Origin of the sequence: Mesorhizobium kowhaii, assembly GCF_042431665.1 — a bacterium.
In the GTDB taxonomy this organism is placed as follows: domain Bacteria; phylum Pseudomonadota; class Alphaproteobacteria; order Rhizobiales; family Rhizobiaceae; genus Mesorhizobium; species Mesorhizobium kowhaii.
On the sequence record NZ_JBHLYT010000033.1, the window covers coordinates 156890 to 176760 of the forward strand.

21 protein-coding genes and 1 tRNA gene are annotated in these 19871 nt (G+C 63.4%); 5 read left to right on the forward strand and 17 right to left on the reverse strand.

Features of this window, described 5'->3' with window-relative positions; translation table 11 throughout:
• Nucleotides 1-170: 170 nt before the first annotated feature.
• The 6 genes from ACFFNA_RS20265 to rsfS form a co-directional block, all read right to left on the reverse strand.
• Entirely contained in the window at nucleotides 171-692 is a 522-nt protein-coding gene (locus ACFFNA_RS20265; protein ID WP_111548371.1) for an RNA pyrophosphohydrolase, read from the reverse strand.
• A gap of 30 nt (nucleotides 693-722) precedes the next feature.
• Nucleotides 723-1901: a divergent polysaccharide deacetylase family protein gene (locus ACFFNA_RS20270; RefSeq protein ID WP_378921049.1), complete on the reverse strand. Its 1179-nt coding sequence runs from the start codon at nucleotides 1899-1901 to the stop codon at nucleotides 723-725.
• 193 nt (nucleotides 1902-2094) lie between these two features.
• Nucleotides 2095-3426, reverse strand: coding sequence for a S41 family peptidase (locus tag ACFFNA_RS20275; RefSeq protein WP_378921051.1), 1332 nt, complete (start codon nucleotides 3424-3426; stop codon nucleotides 2095-2097).
• Nucleotide 3427: 1 nt separating this feature from the next.
• Nucleotides 3428-4771 (reverse strand): murein hydrolase activator EnvC family protein, encoded by a 1344-nt coding sequence (locus ACFFNA_RS20280; RefSeq protein WP_378921053.1) that lies wholly within the window; start codon nucleotides 4769-4771, stop codon nucleotides 3428-3430.
• A gap of 145 nt (nucleotides 4772-4916) precedes the next feature.
• Entirely contained in the window at nucleotides 4917-5399 is a 483-nt protein-coding gene (rlmH, locus tag ACFFNA_RS20285; protein ID WP_111548374.1) for a 23S rRNA (pseudouridine(1915)-N(3))-methyltransferase RlmH, read from the reverse strand.
• 85 nt (nucleotides 5400-5484) lie between these two features.
• Complete coding sequence (gene rsfS, locus ACFFNA_RS20290; RefSeq protein ID WP_023678068.1) at nucleotides 5485-5862, reverse strand: ribosome silencing factor; 378 nt, start codon at nucleotides 5860-5862, stop codon at nucleotides 5485-5487.
• A gap of 242 nt (nucleotides 5863-6104) precedes the next feature.
• On the opposite strand from rsfS, the gene ACFFNA_RS20295 reads away from it, so the two are divergent.
• The gene (locus tag ACFFNA_RS20295; RefSeq protein ID WP_378921056.1) at nucleotides 6105-6956 is read left to right on the forward strand and encodes a mechanosensitive ion channel family protein; all 852 of its coding nucleotides are present in this window, start codon (nucleotides 6105-6107) and stop codon (nucleotides 6954-6956) included.
• On the opposite strand, the gene ACFFNA_RS20300 is transcribed toward ACFFNA_RS20295, so the two are convergent.
• From ACFFNA_RS20300 to obgE, 5 genes are all read right to left on the reverse strand, one after another.
• The gene (locus ACFFNA_RS20300; protein ID WP_378921058.1) at nucleotides 6957-8249 is read right to left on the reverse strand and encodes an MFS transporter; all 1293 of its coding nucleotides are present in this window, start codon (nucleotides 8247-8249) and stop codon (nucleotides 6957-6959) included.
• Between the two features lie 221 nt (nucleotides 8250-8470).
• Nucleotides 8471-9058: a nicotinate-nucleotide adenylyltransferase gene (locus tag ACFFNA_RS20305; RefSeq protein WP_111548377.1), complete on the reverse strand. Its 588-nt coding sequence runs from the start codon at nucleotides 9056-9058 to the stop codon at nucleotides 8471-8473.
• A gap of 163 nt (nucleotides 9059-9221) precedes the next feature.
• Nucleotides 9222-10508 carry a glutamate-5-semialdehyde dehydrogenase gene (locus ACFFNA_RS20310; RefSeq protein WP_378921060.1) on the reverse strand — a complete coding sequence of 429 codons (1287 nt, stop codon included), beginning with the start codon at nucleotides 10506-10508 and terminating at the stop codon, nucleotides 9222-9224.
• A 3-nt stretch (nucleotides 10509-10511) separates the two neighbouring features.
• Entirely contained in the window at nucleotides 10512-11741 is a 1230-nt protein-coding gene (gene proB, locus ACFFNA_RS20315) for a glutamate 5-kinase (RefSeq protein ID WP_378921062.1), read from the reverse strand.
• Between the two features lie 3 nt (nucleotides 11742-11744).
• Entirely contained in the window at nucleotides 11745-12776 is a 1032-nt protein-coding gene (gene obgE, locus ACFFNA_RS20320; protein ID WP_378921064.1) for a GTPase ObgE, read from the reverse strand.
• Nucleotides 12777-12910: 134 nt separating this feature from the next.
• Here obgE and ACFFNA_RS20325 point away from each other — a divergent pair, with 134 nt between their 5' ends.
• The gene (locus ACFFNA_RS20325; protein WP_111548381.1) at nucleotides 12911-13780 is read left to right on the forward strand and encodes an endonuclease/exonuclease/phosphatase family protein; all 870 of its coding nucleotides are present in this window, start codon (nucleotides 12911-12913) and stop codon (nucleotides 13778-13780) included.
• A gap of 7 nt (nucleotides 13781-13787) precedes the next feature.
• Here ACFFNA_RS20325 and ACFFNA_RS20330 read toward each other — a convergent pair whose 3' ends face one another.
• The 4 genes from ACFFNA_RS20330 to ACFFNA_RS20345 all read right to left on the reverse strand — a co-directional run bounded on the left by ACFFNA_RS20330 (nucleotide 13788) and on the right by ACFFNA_RS20345 (nucleotide 16085).
• Nucleotides 13788-14339, reverse strand: coding sequence for a GNAT family N-acetyltransferase (locus ACFFNA_RS20330; RefSeq protein WP_378921067.1), 552 nt, complete (start codon nucleotides 14337-14339; stop codon nucleotides 13788-13790).
• Between the two features lie 3 nt (nucleotides 14340-14342).
• Nucleotides 14343-14930, reverse strand: a complete 588-nt coding sequence (locus ACFFNA_RS20335; RefSeq protein WP_111548382.1) for a GNAT family N-acetyltransferase — start codon at nucleotides 14928-14930, stop codon at nucleotides 14343-14345.
• Nucleotides 14931-15049: 119 nt separating this feature from the next.
• Complete coding sequence (rpmA, locus tag ACFFNA_RS20340) at nucleotides 15050-15319, reverse strand: 50S ribosomal protein L27 (RefSeq protein ID WP_015315190.1); 270 nt, start codon at nucleotides 15317-15319, stop codon at nucleotides 15050-15052.
• A 97-nt stretch (nucleotides 15320-15416) separates the two neighbouring features.
• On the reverse strand, nucleotides 15417-16085 hold the full coding sequence (locus ACFFNA_RS20345; RefSeq protein ID WP_111548557.1) for a 50S ribosomal protein L21: 669 nt from the start codon (nucleotides 16083-16085) through the stop codon (nucleotides 15417-15419).
• A gap of 404 nt (nucleotides 16086-16489) precedes the next feature.
• On the opposite strand from ACFFNA_RS20345, the gene ACFFNA_RS20350 reads away from it, so the two are divergent.
• A tRNA-Ser gene (locus ACFFNA_RS20350) sits at nucleotides 16490-16579 on the forward strand.
• A gap of 308 nt (nucleotides 16580-16887) precedes the next feature.
• Here the strand turns inward: ACFFNA_RS20350 and ACFFNA_RS20355 are convergent.
• Nucleotides 16888-17625 (reverse strand): SDR family oxidoreductase, encoded by a 738-nt coding sequence (locus tag ACFFNA_RS20355; RefSeq protein ID WP_378921071.1) that lies wholly within the window; start codon nucleotides 17623-17625, stop codon nucleotides 16888-16890.
• A 143-nt stretch (nucleotides 17626-17768) separates the two neighbouring features.
• On the opposite strand from ACFFNA_RS20355, the gene ACFFNA_RS20360 reads away from it, so the two are divergent.
• Nucleotides 17769-18380, forward strand: a complete 612-nt coding sequence (locus ACFFNA_RS20360; protein WP_378921073.1) for a TetR/AcrR family transcriptional regulator — start codon at nucleotides 17769-17771, stop codon at nucleotides 18378-18380.
• 38 nt (nucleotides 18381-18418) lie between these two features.
• Here ACFFNA_RS20360 and ACFFNA_RS20365 read toward each other — a convergent pair whose 3' ends face one another.
• Nucleotides 18419-18949, reverse strand: a complete 531-nt coding sequence (locus ACFFNA_RS20365; protein WP_378921075.1) for a hypothetical protein — start codon at nucleotides 18947-18949, stop codon at nucleotides 18419-18421.
• A gap of 250 nt (nucleotides 18950-19199) precedes the next feature.
• Here ACFFNA_RS20365 and ACFFNA_RS20370 point away from each other — a divergent pair, with 250 nt between their 5' ends.
• The gene (locus tag ACFFNA_RS20370; RefSeq protein ID WP_378921077.1) at nucleotides 19200-19823 is read left to right on the forward strand and encodes a TetR/AcrR family transcriptional regulator; all 624 of its coding nucleotides are present in this window, start codon (nucleotides 19200-19202) and stop codon (nucleotides 19821-19823) included.
• Nucleotides 19824-19871 lie beyond the last annotated feature (48 nt).

Sequence of the window (19871 nt, forward strand, 5' to 3'; positions counted from 1 at the left end):
CTTGCGGCGGGTAATGCATGTCGCCCAAAAGTGGCCCCGGTTTTGGGAGGACGACATGCATAAAACAAAGACCTAAAGCGCGTCGCTTGAATCCGCTCAAACGCGACGCGCTTTAGACATCAATAGGACCGCCGGGCCGGCGCGGCAACTGCGGTCGTTTCACGTCGAGGCTATTGCACCAGATGCAGGAACGCCGCCACGACATCCTCATAGACCTTGCGCTTGAACGGCACGACCAGGTCGGGCAGGTCCTGCATCGGCCGCCATGCCCATTTGTCGAATTCGGCGGTGTGGCCGCCCGGCGGCGGATTGATCTGTATCTCGCTGACATCGCCGTGAAAGCGGAAGGCGAACCATTTCTGCGTCTGGCCGCGATACCTGCCCTTGAAGGCGATACCGACGAGGTGGTCCGGCAAATCATAGTTGATCCAGTCCGGCGCCTCGGCGAGCAGCGAGACGCTGCGCATGCCGGTCTCTTCATAGAGTTCGCGCTCGGCCGCCTGCAGCGGCTCTTCGCCCTTGTCGATGCCGCCCTGCGGCATCTGCCAAAGCTGCGTCGTGCCGGCAAATTCACTGTCCGGCTCGGCAATGCGGTGCCCGACCCAGACCAGGCCATCGGCATTGAGGATCATCAGTCCGACACAGGGACGATAGGGCAGCGTTTCGCGGTCCACTCTTTTTGTCTTTGCCATCAGTCAATCTTCCAAGTCGTTTTCCGATGGCTAGCCTTTTTGCGGATCGATGGCCACCGCTGAAATCGGCACGATTTCGATACCGCGCTTCTTGGCCTCGGCGACCCAGGACGACACCGTGTCGACCGTCAGGTCGAAGGCCGAGCCGATGCCGACGGCAAAGCCTTTGGCGCGCGCGGTGGCTTCCAGCCCGTCGAGTTTCTTCAGGATGGCGCCGCGATCCTGCACGGCATCGATCGCCGTGTCGCCGGAGACAAAGGGCACGCCGTCTTTCAACGCCAGGTCGGGCGCCAGGCTGCGCGCCGACGAGCCGTCATCGATATAGGCCAGGCCCCGCTTGCCGAGCTCGGCCATGAACGGCGCCATCGCCGCCGCGTCGGCGGAAAAGCGCGCGCCCATATAGTTCATGACGCCGGTGTAGTTCGTCGTCCGCGACAGCGCCCAGTGCAGGTTCTTCAAATTCTCATCCGCGCTCGCCGCCACCGTCAGCGTGTTGCGGCCGGGGTTGATGTTCGGATAGTCGAACGGTTCGAGCGGCACCTGCATGACGATCTCATGGCCGGCCTGCCGCGCCGCCTGCATCCAGCGTCCGATGCTGTTGCCTTGCGGCGCGAAGGCCAGCGTCACCTCCGCCGGCAGCTTGGCGATGGCCGCCTGGGTGCCGGTCTGCGAAACCGCAAGCCCGCCTATGACGATCGCCACGCGGGCACCGCGCGCCCCGGACCAGGGCCGCGCATAGACGTCGAAGGGCCGCCGGCCATCGGCGGCGCGGACAGGCAAAGGCCCGGTTTCGCTGGCTTCGATCAACGCCTTGTCGGGAATATGCGCGATCTTCAAATTCTGGCCGAGGGTCGACGGGTCGTGGATGACGATCGCCTTAGGCGGGCCATCGCCCTCTTCCGTCTGCACATGGATGATCTGCGGCCCGCCCGTCTTGGCCGGCGCTTCCGGCTTGGCTGCGGCGACCGGGGCCAAAGCGGCCGGCGCGGCAGCGGGCTCGGCCGCTGCCGTCACCTTCGGCGTCGACACGGCGACCTCTTGCGGCTTGCGGAACGGCTTTTCCCTCAGCGCGATCGCACCGGAGACGCCGACCACCGCCAGCACGACCACGGTTGCCGCAACCGCACCGGCGCTGACCTTGCCAGCGGCGCGCGGCGACCGGACGGTTTGTCCGAGCGGGCGTTCGATATCCTTGCCTGTGTCAGCCAAGCCGCATCCCCGGGCGCATGGCTCCGAAGGCGAAACCCCTTCGAAAGACATGCGCGAATTCATCAATCCTGGCGCACCCCTGGCGCCGCATCCCAGGGCTTCGCCTTGCCCCGAATCAAACTGCCGGAACCTTTCGGTCCCGGCAGCATCGCATTGCTTCCATCAGGCGGCCAGCCTGTTGTCGGCCACACCCTTACTGGTTGAGAACGGCCTTTTCCGGATTGGGCGGGAAGGACGGATCGGTCTTCTGGCCGCGCAGCAGCTGCTCGGCATAGATGAGCTGCAGATCGTCCTTCGGATCCGGCGGCACATAGGCTGCCGAGCCCGAACCCGTCGAGCTCTCGTCGGCGCCCTTGATATGGCCCTTGAGGTCGGATTCGCCGCGCGTCAGGTCCCTGCCCTGCAGTTCCGGCGGCAGCGGTTGGTCGACCTTGATGTCGGGCGTGATGCCCTTACCCTGGATCGACTTGCCGGACGGCGTGTAATAGAGCGCCGTCGTCAGCCGGAGCGCACCATTTTCGCCGAGCGGAATGATGGTCTGCACCGAACCCTTGCCGAAGGACTGCGTACCGACCACCGTGACGCGGCGCAGGTCCTGCAGCGCGCCGGCGACGATTTCCGACGCACTGGCCGAGCCACCATTGACCAGCACGATCATCGGCTTGCCGTTGATGTCGTCGACCTGCTTGGGCTTGGCGTCGAAGCGGGTGACGTCCTTCGGATCGCGACCGCGCGTCGAGACGATCTCGCCGCGGTTGAGGAAGGCATCGGAGACGCTCACCGCCTGGTCGAGCAGGCCACCTGGATTGAGGCGCAGATCGAGCACATAGCCCTTGAGCTTGTCGTTCGGCACCTGCTTCTTGATAGTGTCGATGGCGTTCTCAAGGTCGTCATAGGTCTTTTCGGTGAACGAGGTGATCTTCATGTAGCCGATGTCGTTCTCGACCCGGAACTTGACCGCCTTAACCTTGATGATGTCGCGCACGACCGTCAGTTCGATCGGCTTGTCGGCGCCCTGGCGCAGGATGGTGAGCTTGATCGGCGTGTTGACCAGGCCGCGCATCTTCTCGACGGCGTCGTTGAGGGTCAGGCCGCGAACCTCCTCGCCGTCGATCTTGGCGATATAGTCGCCGGCAAGCACGCCTGCCTTGGCAGCCGGCGTGTCGTCGATCGGCGTGATCACCTTGACCAGGTCGTTCTCCATGGTGACCTCGATGCCGAGGCCGCCGAACTCACCCTTGGTCTGGACGCGCATGTCCTGCGCCTGCTCGGCGTTCATGTAGGAGGAGTGCGGGTCAAGCGAGGCAAGCATGCCGTTGATGGCGTTCTCGACCAGCGACTTGTCGTCGGGCGGCGTCACATACTGGGCCCGCACCCGCTCGAAGATATCGCCGAAGATGGCCAGTTGCTTGTAGGTCTCCGACCCTGCAGCGTTCGCCGCCGAGCCGGGTGTGCCATAAACAAGGCTCATGGCGGACGCGCCCATCAGCGCACCGGCAAACAGAAGCGACAGTTTCCGCATCATTTCACGTCCTTCCAGAAAAACGGTCCGCCCACCATGGGGCCGGATCGACGGGTTTTCCATCCTTGCGGAACTCGACATAGAGTTCCGGTGTGGCATTTCCATTCTTCGATACCGAGGTGCTCGCCACCCGGGCCTCTCCCATCGCGCCGACCGGCTCTCCTGCGAGCACTGATTGGCCAGTCGCGACGCTGATTCTGCTCATCCCCGCCAAAACGACATGATAACCGTCGCCTGCGTTCAGGATCAAGAGTTGACCATAAGAGCGAAACGGCCCCGCATAAAGCACATTCCCATCCGCCGGCGCGGTGACGATGGCTCCCGATTGTGTCGCAACCATGTCGCCAAGCATCACTGCGCCGTTACCGTCCTCGGCGCCGAATCGCCGTTTGATGCGGCCGGTCACCGGCAACGCGATCTGCCCCTGCAGCGCCGCAAAGGGTGCCGCAGCGGCAAGTCGATTGCCTTCGGGTACGGGTAGGGATGCCAATTCCGCTGGGGCCTCCGCCGGCGCCGACGTCTTGTCGCCGTCGGCAGTCTTTTGCTCGGCGGCCTTGGCCGCATCGGCAGCCTTGCGGCTCTTGTCGGCTTCGAGCGAGGCAATCAATTCCTTCAAGCTGCCGGCCTTGGCCGCCAGCGTCTCGGACCGCTGCTTTTCAGCGGCCATTTGCGTTTGCGTGTCGGCTTCGAGCTGCTGCTTGGCCTCCAGCAGCATGCCGAGCCGCTTCTTTTCCGCCGTCTGGTCGCCGACCGCCGCCGTCAGCCGCGCCCGCTCGGCCTCGATCGAGGCCGTCACCCGTGACTGCTCCTTGAGATCGGCCAGCAATATATCGGTCTGCTGGCGCAGTTCCGGCACCACGGCACCGAGCAGGATGGCGCTGCGCACCGACGACAGCGCGTCCTCCGGCTTGACCAGGATCGCCGGCGGCGGATTGAGCCCCATGCGCTGCAGTGCGCCCAGCACTTCGGCCAGCACGTCGCGCCGTGCCGCCAGCGAGGTGCGGATCTTCTGTTCCTGGCCCTTCAGCCCTTCCAGCCTGGCGCCGATATCCTCGATGTCCTGGCCGAGCTTCTGCTCGGTCATCGCCGACTGGATCAATGCCGCGGTGATCGAGGCGTGATCCTTCTTGATCGTCGCGATGTCGGCGGCGAGCTTGGCCAACCGCTCCGACGACAGCGTGATCTCCTTCGAGACCTGTTCGTATTCGGCGCGGCTCTGGTCGGGATCGGGGGCAAGGTCGAGCGTGTTCTCGGCCCGCGCCACATGCAGCGACAGCACAAGCACCGCCGCCGCGATGCCGCAGCGCGCGCGCCATGAGCCCGTCCCTGATTTCCAGTCTTCAGACATTGAAGCCCGACTCTATGCGTGGCTTCGTTAACGAACAATCAACCATGTTCGAAAGCCCCCCTAAACCATGTTCGAGAGCCCCAATTGGCGCAGTCTGGCGATGCATTGGGGCGGAAATCCGTGTGTATCGCGCCAATTCACCGGTTTACGAACGATGATAGGGATGGCCCGACAGGATGGTCGCGGCCCGGTACAACTGCTCCCCCAGCATCACGCGCACCAACTGGTGCGGCCAGGTCAGCAATCCGAATGACATCACCAATTCGGCTTGATCGCGCAGCGGCTGATCGTGACCGTCGGCGCCGCCGATGGCGATGACCAGCGCCTTGCGGCCGCCATCACGCAGCTGGCCGATGCGCCCGGCGAAGTCTTCGGAGGAAAAATTCTTGCCGCGTTCGTCGAGCAGGAATAGCGCGGTGCCGGGCTGCAGCTGCCCCTGTAGCTTCTGGCCTTCCTCGCGCCGGCGCTCGTTGGCGGTCTGGGCGCGCCCCTCGGCGATTTCGGCCACGCCGGAAAATTCGAGCCCCACCGCCGGGCCGCTCTTGGCAAAGCGCTCGAAATAGCGGTCGGCGAGCTGCTTCTCGGGGCCGGCTTTCATCCGGCCCACGGCATGAACTGATATCTTCATCCTCGCCTCTATAAGCCGCTAATGCATGTCACCCAAAAGTGGGAACCGGTTTTGGGACGATGACATGCATCAAAACAAAGACGGCTTAGTGGAGGGTCTCTTCCTCGAGATCCGGCGCCTGCCACATCTTTTCGAGATTGTAGAAGTCGCGGACTTCGGGACGGAAGACATGGACGATGATGTCGCCCGAATCGATCAGGACCCAGTCGGCGCCTGCCAGCCCCTCGACGCGCGCCGTGCCGAGACCGGCATCCTTGAGCGCCTTGAGCAGGTGATCGGCGACAGCCGAGACATGTCGGTGCGATCGGCCCGACGCGACGACCATGTAGTCGCCGAGGCTCGATTTCCCCTGAATGTCGATTGAGACGATGTTTTCGGCCTTGGAGTCTTCCAGACTGGCAAGGACTGTCTTGATGGCGCGAGACACGGCGTCGTTTACGCTGATCCCGGCCGGCGAAGGCATGATATCGGCCTTCTTCCGCAGTGCTGTTCTCAGTGTATTTCCTTTCGCAGCAAGAACAACCAAATCACCCCCAAAAGCAGGTGACGCCTCTTAGATAGGCAGAGTTCCGTTGCAGTTTCAAGACGGCGCGCTGTCGCGCACGAACGTATTGTCGGTCCCGCGGTTCCGCCGCATGCGCGAAAAGATCGGAACCATGGCCGTCCGCATGGGTTATCGGCTCACCGACCAACCGGATTTTCCCCATGCCGATCGACCCTCAAAACGCCCTTCTGACCGTCCAGGCCGGACTCGCGCAGCTCAGCACGCTGATCGTTTCCTACGCCTTCTCGGCCATCGGTGCCGTCATCCTTTTGGTTGGCGGCTATATCGTCGCCGGACTTGCCGAACGCTCGATTTTCGCCGGCCTCGGCCATATCCACGGTTTCGACGCGACGTTGCGGCACTTCTTCTCCAAGATCGTCCGCTATGCCATCCTGATCCTCGTCACGATCATGGTGCTCGGCCAGTTCGGCGTGCAGACGGCCTCGATCATCGCCGCGATCGGCGCCATCGGTCTCGCCATCGGCCTGGCGCTGCAAGGCACGCTGCAGAATATCGCCGCCGGCATCATGCTTCTGGCGCTGCGGCCGTTCCGCATCGGCGAATCCGTCGAGGTCGGTTCGATCGCCGGCTCGATCGAGGAGATCGGCCTCTTCGCCACCAGGCTCAGGGCCGCCGACGGCGTCTATATCCTGGCGCCCAATTCAACGCTGTGGAACCAGCCGGTACGCAACTTCTCGCGCAACGGAGTGCGCCGCGGTGACATAATGCTCTCGATCGGCTCCTGGAACGACATCGACCGCGCCCAGAAGACGCTGCTTGCCATTGCGGTCGCCGAGCGCCGGGTCAAGCGCGATCCGGCGCCGATCGCTTTCGTGGCGACCCTTGGCGAAAGCACGGTCTCGATTTCACTGCGCTACTGGACAGCGTCGGCGGATTTCTTCGCCACCCAGGCCGACCTCACCAAGCGCGCCAAGCAGGAATTCGACGCAGAAGGCATATCGATCCCGCTGCCGCCACCCGAAGCGCCGGCGCCGGAGGCCCGCCGGCAATAATCAATTGCTTCTGTGCCGGGCCTGTTCGTCTGGCGCGAAGGCGAGTTCGACCGGCAAGGGCGCCTGCGCCGTCATCGGCGCGAAACTGCCGGTTTCGGCGGCGGGAACAGCCTGCGTCGTCACCACGCGCAAAAGCACGAACAGGCAGAAGGCGCAGGCGATGACGATCGCCACATAGATGAAGGCCTGTGTCCCGAAGACGGCTGACAGCGCGGTGACGATGCCGGGCACGATGAAGCCCGAAAGCGACCAGGCGAACAACAGCGAGCTGGACAGCGCCACCATGTCGTCCTTGCCGGCGCGGTCGGCGGCATGCGCGCTGGCCAGCGAATAGATCGATTCCGAGGCGCCATCCCAGACGATGTAGATCACCACCAGCGCCGCCAGCGCGCCGCCATCAAAACCGAGCGCAAACATCCCTGCCGCCGCGGCGAGCGCGGCTGCGGCGATCAGCACATAGCGGCGGTCGGTGCGGTCGGAAATCCAGCCGAGCGGGATCTGCAGGATCAGTGTGCCGACCGGCATCGCCGAAAGCAGCAGGGCGACGTCGGCCTGGCTGTAGCCCTTGGCCGTGGCATGGATCGGCGCGAAGCCGGCGATCGACATCGACAGGCCACCGACGGCAAGCATGCCGGCAACGCCGACCGGCGAAATCCGCCAGGCCCGGCCGAGCGCCACGGAGGCCGCTTGCGGTGGAGGCGGCTGGGCAAGCCTGGTCAACCCCACGGGCAGGATCGACAGCGCCGTGAAGACGATGCCGATCAGCGGCGCGTCCGCGGTTCTGATGTCGACAAGAGCCAGCGTCGCATAGCCGACGCCGAGCCCGGCGACATAGGCAACGTAGAAGAAGGCCATCACCCTGCCACGGATGGCATTGGCGACGGCATCGTTCAGCCAGCTCTGGGCGACGATGAACAGGCCGCATATGGCAAAGCCGTAGAGCGCGCGGGCCGCGATCCACAGCAGCGGATGCGGGCCGGCGCCGACAGCGGCGTTGGCCAGCGCGATCAGTGCCGACAGCACCATGAAGGCGCGGGCATGGCCGACCCTTCGCACCAGCGGTCCGGTCAGGATACAGCCGGCGAGGCCGCCGGCCGAAAGTCCGGTGATGATCAGCCCGGCCCAGGTCGGATCGAAGCCCTCGGCGCCGAGCCGGACCGGGATATAGGCAAACATCAGCCCATTGCCGACGGCGATCAGCGCCATCGACGCGATGACACTGGCAATCGCGATCAGCGGCGTGGGCTCATCGCCCTGCCCGGCTTCGGTGCGGTTTTTCCTGGGAATCGACATGCCTGCTCAGGATTGCCCATGAAACGGGCAAACGGAGCGATAAAAGCGACATGGCCGATCTTCCCTTCTCCCCCTGTGGGAGAAGGTGGATTGGCGCGCAGCGCCAAGACGGATGAGGGGTGCTGGACGGAATGAGGCGTTGGTGTTCTCTGGAACACCCCTCATCCGTCGCCTTCGGCGACACCTTCTCCCACAAGGGGAGAGGGAAATCCGCGCGGACGCTACCCCTCGGCCAGCTTGCGGATCGCGCTCGACGACAGCGACGAGCGCGGACCGTGGATGAAGGTCCAGGCCGGCGCCTTCATGCGGGCGAGCCTTGGCGCATCCCCTTCGTCGACGCGGGCATAGTCGAAGGTCTTGGCGACGACCGATGACAGGAACGACAGTGTCGCCCCCGGACGGTCGATGACGGCGATCGGGAAGGTCATGACGATCTCGCGCCAGCGTTGCCAGCGATGGAAATCGCGCAAACTATCGGCGCCCATGATCCAGACGAAATCGACGCCGGGATTGCGCGCCTTGACCAGCGCCAGCGTATCGGCGGTGTAGCGGACATGATGCGCCGCTTCGAAGGCGGTGACCTTGATCTTGGGGTTCTTGGCGATATGTTCCGACAGTTGCAATCGATCGCCGAGCGGCGCCAGTTCGCGCGTGTTCTTCAGCGGATTGCCAGGCGTCACCATCCACCACAACTGGTCGAGCGCCAGGCGTCTGAGCGCAATCTCGGCGACCAGGGCGTGGCCGGCATGCGGCGGGTTGAACGAGCCGCCGAACAGGCCGACCGCCAGCCCCTTTTCGGCATGCGGCATTTTGAGATAGCGGGAGGAAATGAGTTCCTTACCCTCCCCATTATGGGGAGGGTCGATCCGCGAAGCGGAGCGGGGTGGGGGTGTCGTAGAGTTCAGCGTTATTCCCCCACCCGGCTAGCTATGCTCGCCACCCTCCCCACAAGGGGGAGGGTAAGATCAGCGTTCAAGGCCTCACCTGTCCCGACCCGCGCACGCGGTATTTGAAGGAGGTCAGCTGCTCGACGCCGACCGGCCCGCGCGCATGCATCTTGCCGGTGGCGATGCCGATCTCGGCGCCCATGCCGAATTCGCCGCCATCGGCGAACTGCGTCGAGGCATTGTGCAGCAGGATCGCCGAATCGATCTCATTGAAGAATTTTTCCACGGCCCGCGTGTCCTCGGCGACGATCGCCTCGGTGTGGTGCGAGGAGAACGTCTCGATATGCTCGATCGCGCCCGCGACGCCATCGACCAGCTTCACAGCGATGATGGCATCGAGATATTCGGTCACCCAGTCGAGATCAGTGGCCGGCTTGGCGCCGGAAAATGCCTTCAGCACCTCGGCATCGGCATGGATCTCGCAGCCGGCGGCGCGCAGGGCGTCGAGGATCGGCACCAGATGCGTGGAGGCAACAGCACGATCGACCAGCAGCGTTTCGGCGGCACCGCAGACGCCGGTGCGCCGCATCTTGGCGTTGACGGCAATCTGGACCGCCATGTCGAGCTTGGCCGAGCGGTCGATGTAGAGATGGCAGATGCCTTCGAGATGGGCGAACACCGGCACCCGCGCCTCGGTCTGCACCCGCCCGACAAGGCTTTTTCCGCCGCGCGGAATGATGACGTCGATCGTGCCGGCAAGGCCTTTCAGCATCTCGCCGACGGCGGCGCGATCGGTGGTCGGCACCAGTTGGATGGCGTCTTCCGGCAGGCCGGCGGCCTTAAGGCCCTCGACCAGGCAGGCATGGATGGCAGCCGACGAACTGAGCGAATCCGAACCACCACGCAGGATCACCGGATTGCCGGCCTTGAGGCAAAGAGCGCCGGCATCCGCCGTGACGTTTGGCCGGCTCTCATAGATGACACCGACGACGCCGAGCGGCGTGCGCACGCGTTCGATATGCAAGCCGTTCGGCCGGTCCCAGGCGGCGATGACATCGCCGACCGGATCGCGCAGTTCGGCGATTTCCCTGATGCCATCAGCCATGGCACGGATGCGCGCCGGATTGAGCCTCAGCCGGTCCATGAACGAAGCCGAAAGCTTGGATTGCTCGCCATTCAAGACATCGATGGCGTTGGCGTCGAGGATCTCCTGCTCCCGGGCGACGATCGCCTCGGCCATGGCAACAAGGGCGGCGTTCTTGGCGGCGGTCGTGGCGATGGCCAGCGGCCGGGCGGCAGCGCGGGCGCGGCGGCCGATATCGGCCATCAGCGCCACCGTGTCGTCCCCGGATTTTTCATGCAGCTTCAGCATGGCTCATCCTCCGCTCGATACTTCGTCACCGGCCCGTACTTGGTCACCAGCCCGTACATCGTCACCGGCCTGTAATTGGTCACCGGCCCGTACTTGGTCACCGGCCCGTACTTGGTCACCGGAATGGCTCACCACAAGGTCGTCGCGGTGGATCATCGCCGAACGCGCCTCATAACCGAGCACCGTTTCGATCTCGGCCGTCTTCAGGCCTGCGATCCTTACGGCATCGGCGGCATCATAGGCAACCAGCCCGCGCGCGATCTCGCGGCCCTCGGGCGACAGGATCGCCACCGTATCGCCGCGCGAGAAATTGCCGCTGACCAGCTTGACGCCGGCCGGCAGCAGCGACTTGCCCGACAGCAGTGCGCCGATGGCGCCGGCATCGACCGTCAGCCGGCCGGCGGGTTCGAGCTGGCCGGCGATCCAGGTCTTGTAGCCCTTGACCGGATTGCTGCTCGGCCGGAAGAAGGTGGCGCGTTCGCCGCGCTCGATCGCCATCAGCGGCGACAACCGCGTGCCCGACGTGATGATCATCGCGGTGCCGGCGGCGGTGGCGATCTTGCCGGCATCGAGCTTTGTCCGCATGCCGCCGCGCGACAGCTCGGACGCAGCCGCGCCCGCCATCGCTTCGATGTCCGGGGTGATGCGATCGACCAGCGGAATGAACTTTGCGCTGTGGTCACGCGCCGGCGGCGCGGTATAGAGGCCGTCAATGTCGGAAAGCAGCACCAAAAGGTCAGCGCCCATCATCGTTGCGACACGCGCAGCCAGCCGGTCATTGTCGCCATAGCGGATTTCGGAGGTCGCCACCGTGTCGTTCTCGTTGATGACCGGCACCGCCTTCATCTTGAGCAGCGTCGAGATCGTTGCCCGCGCGTTGAGGTAGCGGCGGCGCTCCTCGGTGTCGCCGAGCGTCAGCAGGATCTGGCCCGACTTCAGGCTGCCCTTGCCGAGCGCATCAGACCAGGCGCCGGCGAGCGCGATCTGTCCGACGGCGGCCGCCGCCTGGCTTTCCTCGAGCTTCAGGGCCCGCTTGCCCAGTCCAAGGATGGTGCGGCCAAGCGCGATGGCGCCGGACGACACGACGAGGATCTCAGCACCACCCTGGGCAAGCACGGCAATGTCGTCGGCTAGCGAGGCCAGCCAGTCGCGCTTGAGGCCGGTCGTGCGGTCGACCAGCAATGCCGAGCCGATCTTCACGGTGATGCGCCGGTATGTCTTCAGCGACTGCATGGCCTACTTGTCCCAGCGGGTCTCGACCGGAGCCGAGATCTGCGCACGCGCCTCGGCCACCACCGCCATCAGCGCCCGCAGCACCGCCTCGACGCCTTCGCCGGTGACCGCCGACAACAGCATTGGCGCACGGCCGGCGGCGCGCTTCAGCGACGCGACCTTTTTCTTGCGCGCATCGGCGTCGAGCGTGTCGACCTGGGAAAGCGCCACGATCTCCACCTTGTCGGTCAGGCCATTGCCATAGGCGTCGAGTTCGGCGCGCACGGTCCTGTAGGCCTTGCCCGGGTTTTCCTCCTGCGCCGAGACCAGGTGCAGCAGCACGCGCGTGCGCTCGACATGGCCGAGGAAGCGGTCGCCGATGCCGACGCCCTCATGCGCGCCTTCGATGAGACCAGGAATGTCGGCGATGACGAATTCGCGCGCATCGATGCGGGCGACGCCGAGACCGGGATGTAGCGTGGTGAACGGATAGTCGGCGATCTTCGGCTTGGCCGCGGTGACTGCGGCCAGGAATGTCGACTTGCCGGCATTGGGCAGCCCGACCAGCCCGGCATCGGCGATCAGCTTCAGCCGCAGCCAGATGTTGAGCTCCTCGCCCGGCAGGCCGGGGTTGGCGCGGCGCGGCGCCTGGTTGGTCGAGGTCTTGAAATGCTGGTTGCCGAAGCCGCCATTGCCGCCCTTGGCCAGCAGAAAGCGCTGGCCGACCACGGTCAGGTCGCAGATCAGCGTCTCGTTGTCTTCCTCGAACACCTGCGTTCCCGCCGGCACCTTTAGCGTGACGTCGGCACCCTTGGCGCCGGTCATGTTGCGGCCCATGCCATGGACGCCGGTCTTGGCCTTGAAATGCTGCTGGTAGCGATAGTCGATCAGCGTGTTCAGCCCGTTGACCGCCTCTAGCCAGACATCGCCGCCACGGCCGCCATCGCCGCCGTCCGGTCCGCCGAACTCGATGAATTTTTCGCGCCGGAACGACACCGAACCGGCACCGCCGTCGCCGGAGCGTATGTAGACTTTGGCTTGATCGAGAAATTTCATGGCGTGTGCAGTTTCTGCTAGTGGCTTTGCGGCATTGCTCTAAACCTTCGGCCTTGCTCTAAACCAAGGCGCGGCGAAGGGCGAGGCCGTTTTGTGACAATGGCCGCGTGGGGTTGGCCGGAGGGGGTGTCGGAATGAAGCTTGTAACCTACAACGTCCAGTACGGCATCGGCCTTGATGGGCAGTACAGTGTCGAGCGCATCACTGATGCCGTGCGCGGCGCCGACGTGATCGCGCTGCAGGAGGTGACCCGCAACAATCCCAGGAACGGCGGCCGCGACATGGTCGCCGAGATCGGCGAGGCGTTGCCCGACTATTTCGCCGTCTATGGCAGCAATTTCGAGGCCAATATCGGGTCGCGCATCGACAACGGCCGCGCCATCACCACGACCTTCCAGCTCGGCAATATGGTGCTGTCGAAGACACCCATTCATCTGTCGCGCAACCTGCTTTTGCCGCGCAGCCGCAGCTTCGAGATGATGAATTTCCAGCGCGGCGCGCTGGAAGCGCTGATCGAGACGCCGCTTGGTTTCATCCGCTTCTATTCCATCCATCTCGATCACCGCAGCCCGGTCGAACGCGCCAGCCAGATCCAGTTCCTGCGCCAGCGCATGCTGAACTATGCGCTCGAAGGCGGCGCCTTGTCCGGCGTCGCCGAGATCGGCTTGCCGGAATTGCCCCATCCCGAAGCCTTTGTCGGCATGGGCGATTTCAACATGCTGGCCGGCTCACCCGAATATGTCGAACTCGCCGGCCGGCCGGACCATGAATTCGGCATGCCGCTGACCGCCGACTTTGCCGTCGATGCCGCCATGCGCCTCAACGTCGCCGGCGACGATCTGGTCAGCTGGGTCGACCCCAAACAGCCCGCCAATGCCAGCCGCCACAAGCGCATCGACTATGTCTTCACCAGCGCTTCGCTGGCCAAATCCCTGAAGCGTCTGTGGGTCGACCGGCAAGCGGTCGGTTCGGACCACCTGCCGGTGTGGGTCGAACTGGGCTGATGGCTCTTTATCCGGCTGCATTTTCGCGTTCGACGATCGCCATCACGATCGTATCGCGGTATTCCCCGTCGATATAGACAGCGTCGCGCTGCACACCCTCCCTGACAAACCCGACCTTGTCGTAAAGAGAGATGGCGCGAGCATTGTCGGAATGCACGGAAAGCTCGATGCGGACAAAGCCGGCCCTGCGTGCTTGCGTCAAGGTCGCATTGATAAGCCGCAGGCCGAGGCCATGCCCGCGATAGGAGGGAACAATCCCCATTCCGAGGGTGCCGCGATGAGCATGTATGAGCCGGTCATGGCGTGAGATATCGCACCAACCGACAACCTCGCCACGAACAACGGCCACGAAGCCTGGGTCGCCTCTCCCGATACAGTCCGTTACGAAACTTCGGGTTTGATCCAGTGGTGGCGCCTCGAGGAAGGACAGGTACTTTCGCTCACGCGCAACGAGATCAAGCGCGCGATGAAAGCTTTCAACATCTCCCGGCGTTATCGGCGCGATCGCGACCGTTTCAATATCGCTGCTGTCATCGACCATTGGCTTGACCGGCGCCATCCATCAAAAATGCACCCAGTTACGGAGGCTGGTCCAGGTCTTCCTGTCGAGCCGGTAACGCTCGACCGGCACCTGGCCGGCGACGATCGAGTTCAGCATGCCCTGGCCGGCATACTGGAAGCCGCATTTGTGGATCACCCGGCGCGAGGCCGGGTTGATGACCCGCGTCGAGGCATGCAGCACCTGGATCGACGTCTTCTGGAAGGCGAGGTCGACCAGCGCGTGGGCGGCTTCCGTCGCATAGCCCTTCTTCCAGTAAGGCTCTCCGATCCAGTAGCCGAGCTCCAGCCCGCGATCGGTGGTGTTGAGACCGGCGCAGCCGACGAAGGTGTCGGTACCGGCCAGCGTCAAGGCATAGACAATGCCGGCCCGGCGCGACTTCGCCATGGCAAGGAAGGCGCGTCCCTCGGCCTCGCCATAGGGGTGCGGCATGCGGGCCAGCATTTCGGCGACATGACGGTTGTCGGCAAGTTCGACCAGTTGCGGAATATCATCTTCGCGGGGCGCTCGCATCACCAGCCGCTCGGTGACCAGGACCGGGCAGTCTATCGCGTAACTTTCGTCGTCGGTGTCTTCCGCTTCGGCAACCATTTGAAAGTCCTCCAGGCCAAGAAAAAGGGGAGATGGAAACCCATCTCCCCTGATCCTTTTCCTGGCTTTGCCAGACACCGGTTCCCGAGATGGGCGCCGGTGTTCTAGTGCGGAACCGGCTACTCCGCGGCTTTGGTAATCGGGTTGACCGATACGTAGGTTCGGCCGTTGGCTTTTTTGTTGAACGTCACGGCGCCGGTCTCGAGCGCAAAAAGGGTATGGTCCGTGCCCATGCCGACATTGACGCCGGGATGCCAGGTGGTGCCGCGTTGACGAATGATGATGTTGCCCGGGATGACGGCTTCGCCGCCGAACTTCTTCACGCCCAGACGCTTGGAATGCGAGTCGCGACCGTTGCGCGACGAGCCGCCAGCTTTCTTGTGTGCCATCTAACTAACTCCGTTGCGCCGCAAGGCGCCTAAAAGGCCTTATGAACGCGTTCGCGTTCCGTTTCAAGTCCGATCCGGCGACCTGATCGCCAGAAAATTACTTCGCCGCCAATTCCTTGGCCTGCTCGCGCCAGTCCTTGATCTGGTCGGCGCTGAAGGGCATGTGCTCGTCGATCTTGGCGACATCCTTGTCGGTCAGCTTGGCGAGCTGGGCGAAGGTGATGATGCCCTGCTCGGCGAGGTCCTTGGCTGCGACCGGGCCGATGCCCTTGATCACGGTCAAATCGTCCGGCTCGCCCTTCGGCGCCTTGAACAGCGGCGCTGCCGCGGTCTCGGCTGCCTTGGCCTTGGGCTCCTTCTTCGGCGCGGCTTCCGCCGTCGCTTCAGTCACGGCCTCTGCCTTGGCTTCCTTCTTCGGCGCCTTGACGGCTGCCGTCTTCGTCGGCTTGGCACCACCCAGCAGGATCTCGGAGATCCGCACGGTGGTCAAAAGCTGGCGATGGCCGATCTTGCGGCGCGAGTTCTGCCGGCGGCGCTTCTTGAAAGCGATGACGGTGCGGTTCTTGCCCTGCTCGACGACTTCGGCGGTAACCACCGCGCCATCGACGAACGGCGCGCCGAACGTGACATTCTCGCCCTCGCCATGCGCGAGCACGTGGCCGATCTCGACCATATCGCCGACATTGGCTTCGACTTTTTCGATCTTCAGGAGATCGTTGGCGGCAACGCGATACTGCTTGCCACCCGTTTTAATGACTGCGAACATTTTTTGCCTTTCGCTGTTCGGTCGGCCTTGATGAACCGCCTCTGGCGGTTCGGCCGTCTTTTTGTCAGTCTGCGGGTTCAAAAAACAAGCGGCGCGGAAGAACCCTCCACGCCGATTGCGCGCTGTCCCTAACCGAAGGTTGAGTGTGAGTCAAGGCGAAGCCGTTGCCGAGACTGTTATTGGCGGGCAAACGACCGGCCGTGTCAACAAGACCGCACGGCGTTGCCGTCGTCGGCAGGGCGGGGATGCGTGGATGGGCCGGAAATCTGTACGGGCTTGACCGTAACCACCGATGCGAATCCGCCGCTTGCCCGGGAAGCCAAATAACTCGCGGATTGGCCTTGTAACCTGCCCGTTCAGCCGTTATCTAGTGCGCCGCGCCGGCAACGGCCGACCATGACCGCGGAGAGGTGGCAGAGTGGTCGAATGCACCGCACTCGAAATGCGGCATGGGTGCAAGCCCATCGGGGGTTCGAATCCCTCCCTCTCCGCCAGATTGCCCGCCGATTCCACGAGATATCCCGACAGAGCCGCCGATTACCGCATGTATCGCCGTATTGGTGAATAGCAGAGGGAAACAATACAACGATGCAGGTGATCATGAACGGCGATGTCGACCTTGCCGCCGAGACCTTCGGCAGCGTCCAGCACTGGCGCGGCTGAGATGACCGAAGCGGGGAACGGCATATGTGCACCGCCATTAAGGCCCAGCGTAATGTGGCGAAAGCCCGGTGGTGTGGAATCGGCGTTCTCTATGTAGAGTGCCGATGTGCACAAGATGGCAGCAAGACGCGGTCCAAACTCACCACGGCACAACGCCAGCGTCGTTAAAGTAGCCGCCGCTGGGACCGTCGTCGGGCAATGTCGCGAGGTCGACCACGATTGTTGCGCCTTCCTCAACAGTGCGATTGCCGCTGAAGTTGTTGAGATCCGTCGCGATGTAACCCGGCGTCGCGGTGTTGATCTTGAAATGCGCATGATCGGCGCTGCGGCGAAACGCATTGCCGTACTGCACCGTCAGCATGGTGACTGCGGCCTTGGACGAGGCATAGGCGACAATCGTGTCCTCGCGTCCGAACATGGTCGTGGGATCGCTCGCCAAGGTCAGCGAGGCGGTTGTGCTGGCGATGTTGACGATGCGGGGCTGCTGTGAGCGCCTGAGCAGCGGCAGCATCGTGTGGATCATGCGCACCACGCCGAACACATTGGTCTCATAGGTCCGGCTCATGTCGGCGGCGTCGATCTCGAAGGCCGGCCGCGCCGCCAATATGCCTGCATTGTTGACCAGCACGTCGAGGTAACCTTCGTGCTCGGCCAATATATCCGCAGCCGCAGTCACACTCTCGTCGCTTGTGACGTCGAGCGGCAGCAGATGCGCATCCAGGTCATCCGCCACGAGTTCGGCAACGGTCGCTTCGCCGCGCATCTGGTCGCGGCTGCCAACATAGACCCGCATGCCACGCTTGCCGAGCTGGCGGGCGACTTCCTTACCCAGGCCCTTATTGGCGCCGGTCACCAGCGCGATCACTTTGTCCGTCATTCTCCTGTTCCTTGTTGCTGTGGCGGTTCCACAGTTGCCTCCGGAGACGTCCAGGGCCGATCTCCGCCATCGGTTGTGGATTATCTCTACGAGAGTATAGTTATAATCGAACGATTCTACAACCGTATAGTAAGGACAAGCCAATGGTGTCTGCTGCTCCGGCGCGAAAGCGCGATGCCGTTGCGACGCGGGAGGCCATCCTGACTGCGGCGCGCGAGGCGTTCGTGGCCGCCGGCTATGACGGCGCCGGCGTGCGCGAGATTGCGGCTAAGGCGGGCGTCACCGCGATGATGGTGAACCATTATTTCGGATCGAAGGAGCAGCTCTTCACTGACGTGCTCGCCAGCACGTTGGCCAACCCGGTCATCATCACGGACGACGTGCTCACGTCGCCCGTTCTGGCCCGATCCCTGGCCGATGCACTCGTCGCGGGATCACGAAGCGACACTGCACCGCTCGACGGCTTTCTCATCTTGATCAAGTCTGCGGCCAACCCGCGCGCGGCGGAAATCGCGCGCGAGCAAATCGAACGCTTTCACCAGCGGCGCTCGGCCGAAGCGATCAAGGACGGGCTGGCCGCACAGCGCGCCGCCATCGCGCTGTCCTTGATCGCAGGCTTCCAATTGATGCGGCAGATGATCGGCTTGCATGCGCTCGTCGATGCCGAATCCGATGAGCTTGCGGGGATTCTGACGCCGGTTTTCGAGATGATCATCCAGGCACATATCTCGACTTCGGACCCGAGCGATATCTAGTAAAGCGGCCTCGGCCGAGCGCGAGGGATAGCATGCATCTAGCCTTTGCTGGCAGGCGTCGGCGGCACCGGCAGAATGATTTCGGAGGCGACCTTCCAGTCTTTCGCGACCTTCTTCCAGGTGATGATCATCAGGAACGGCTTGGGCGTGCCGTCCTGTCCGGCATAGGACACGGTGATGTTCATCGGCGCATAGGATTCCGCGATGTCGGAGGTCAGTCCGACGACCTTGAGCCTGAAGAGATCGGGCGTCAGCACGACAGGACCCGATGCCGCTATATCGTGCAGCTTCTGATCGATCGCGTTGTTGCCCCAGAATCCGGCCCAGTTGCCTTCCAATGGAATGGCGCTCTTTGCGACCAGAAGGGCCGAAGGCGATTGCCAGAACATTGCGTGCAGGCCCTGGATGTCGTGCTTGTTCGCCAGTTCCATGAGCTTGCTGAAATGCGACGAGATCGTGCTGAGGGTGCGAGCGTCCAGCGGGTCCTTGTAGGCGGCCGGTGCCGCGGTCGCGAACCCCGCCGAAAAAGCTGTGAGGGCGAAGACAGCGGCGGAAAGCATTTTCTGCATGGCGGTATTCTTTCTATAAATTGAAGCGAGTCGGGTGGGGTCGACATATCGGAAGCGAAGGATCGGGCCGGTCGCGTCGGCTGGCCCGTCTCAAGAGACAAGCTCCGAGTTCCATGCCGCCATCTGCGGGAATTCGTACATCCAGCCTCGAAACCATGACCATTCTCCTTGCACGCCAAGTCATTTTCTTGACACCGGCGCTCAGAGTGCGATAATTATAAAATGACCGGTCGTCTTGAATTAGTCAAGGATGTTTGAAGTGGAACCTTCTCCCGCCGCCCGAAGGGGTCCAAAACCGAAGCCTGACACCCGCAACAATCTCGTCCAAGCGGGTTTGCGAATGTTCCACACCGGGGGATATGCCGCGACGGGCATTCAGGGCATCGTCGAAAGCGTCGGCGTGCCCAAGGGCTCGTTCTACAATCACTTCGCCAGCAAGGAGGCGTTCGGAGTCGAGGTGATCGATGCCTATTTCGCGCGCAACCAGGACAAGCTGCGTACGATGCTCTGCGATGCGGATGTTGCGCCGCTGGTCCGGTTGGAAGCCTATTTCGACGACAGGATCGAGGCATTCAGGGCAGCCGGATTCGTGAAGGGATGCTTGCTTGGCAATATCAGCGCTGAGGTTGCCGATCACAGCGCCCTCGTCCGCGAGCATCTGGTCAAGCATTTCGGATCGTGGAGCGGGTTTTTCGAGACCTGTCTTGCGCAGGCGCAGGAAGAAGGAGTGATCGGCGATCAGCTCCCCGCAGCTTTGTTGGCCCGCTTTGTGCTGAACAGTTGGGAGGGCGCGTTACTGCGTATGCGCGCCGAAAAGAGCGATGCTCCGCTGATCGAGTTCAAGCAGGTCGTCTTCGGCAGGCTTCTCGCCTAATACCGTCCCACGCAACGAGTGGGTGGCAAAGAGAAATTCAAGAAATGC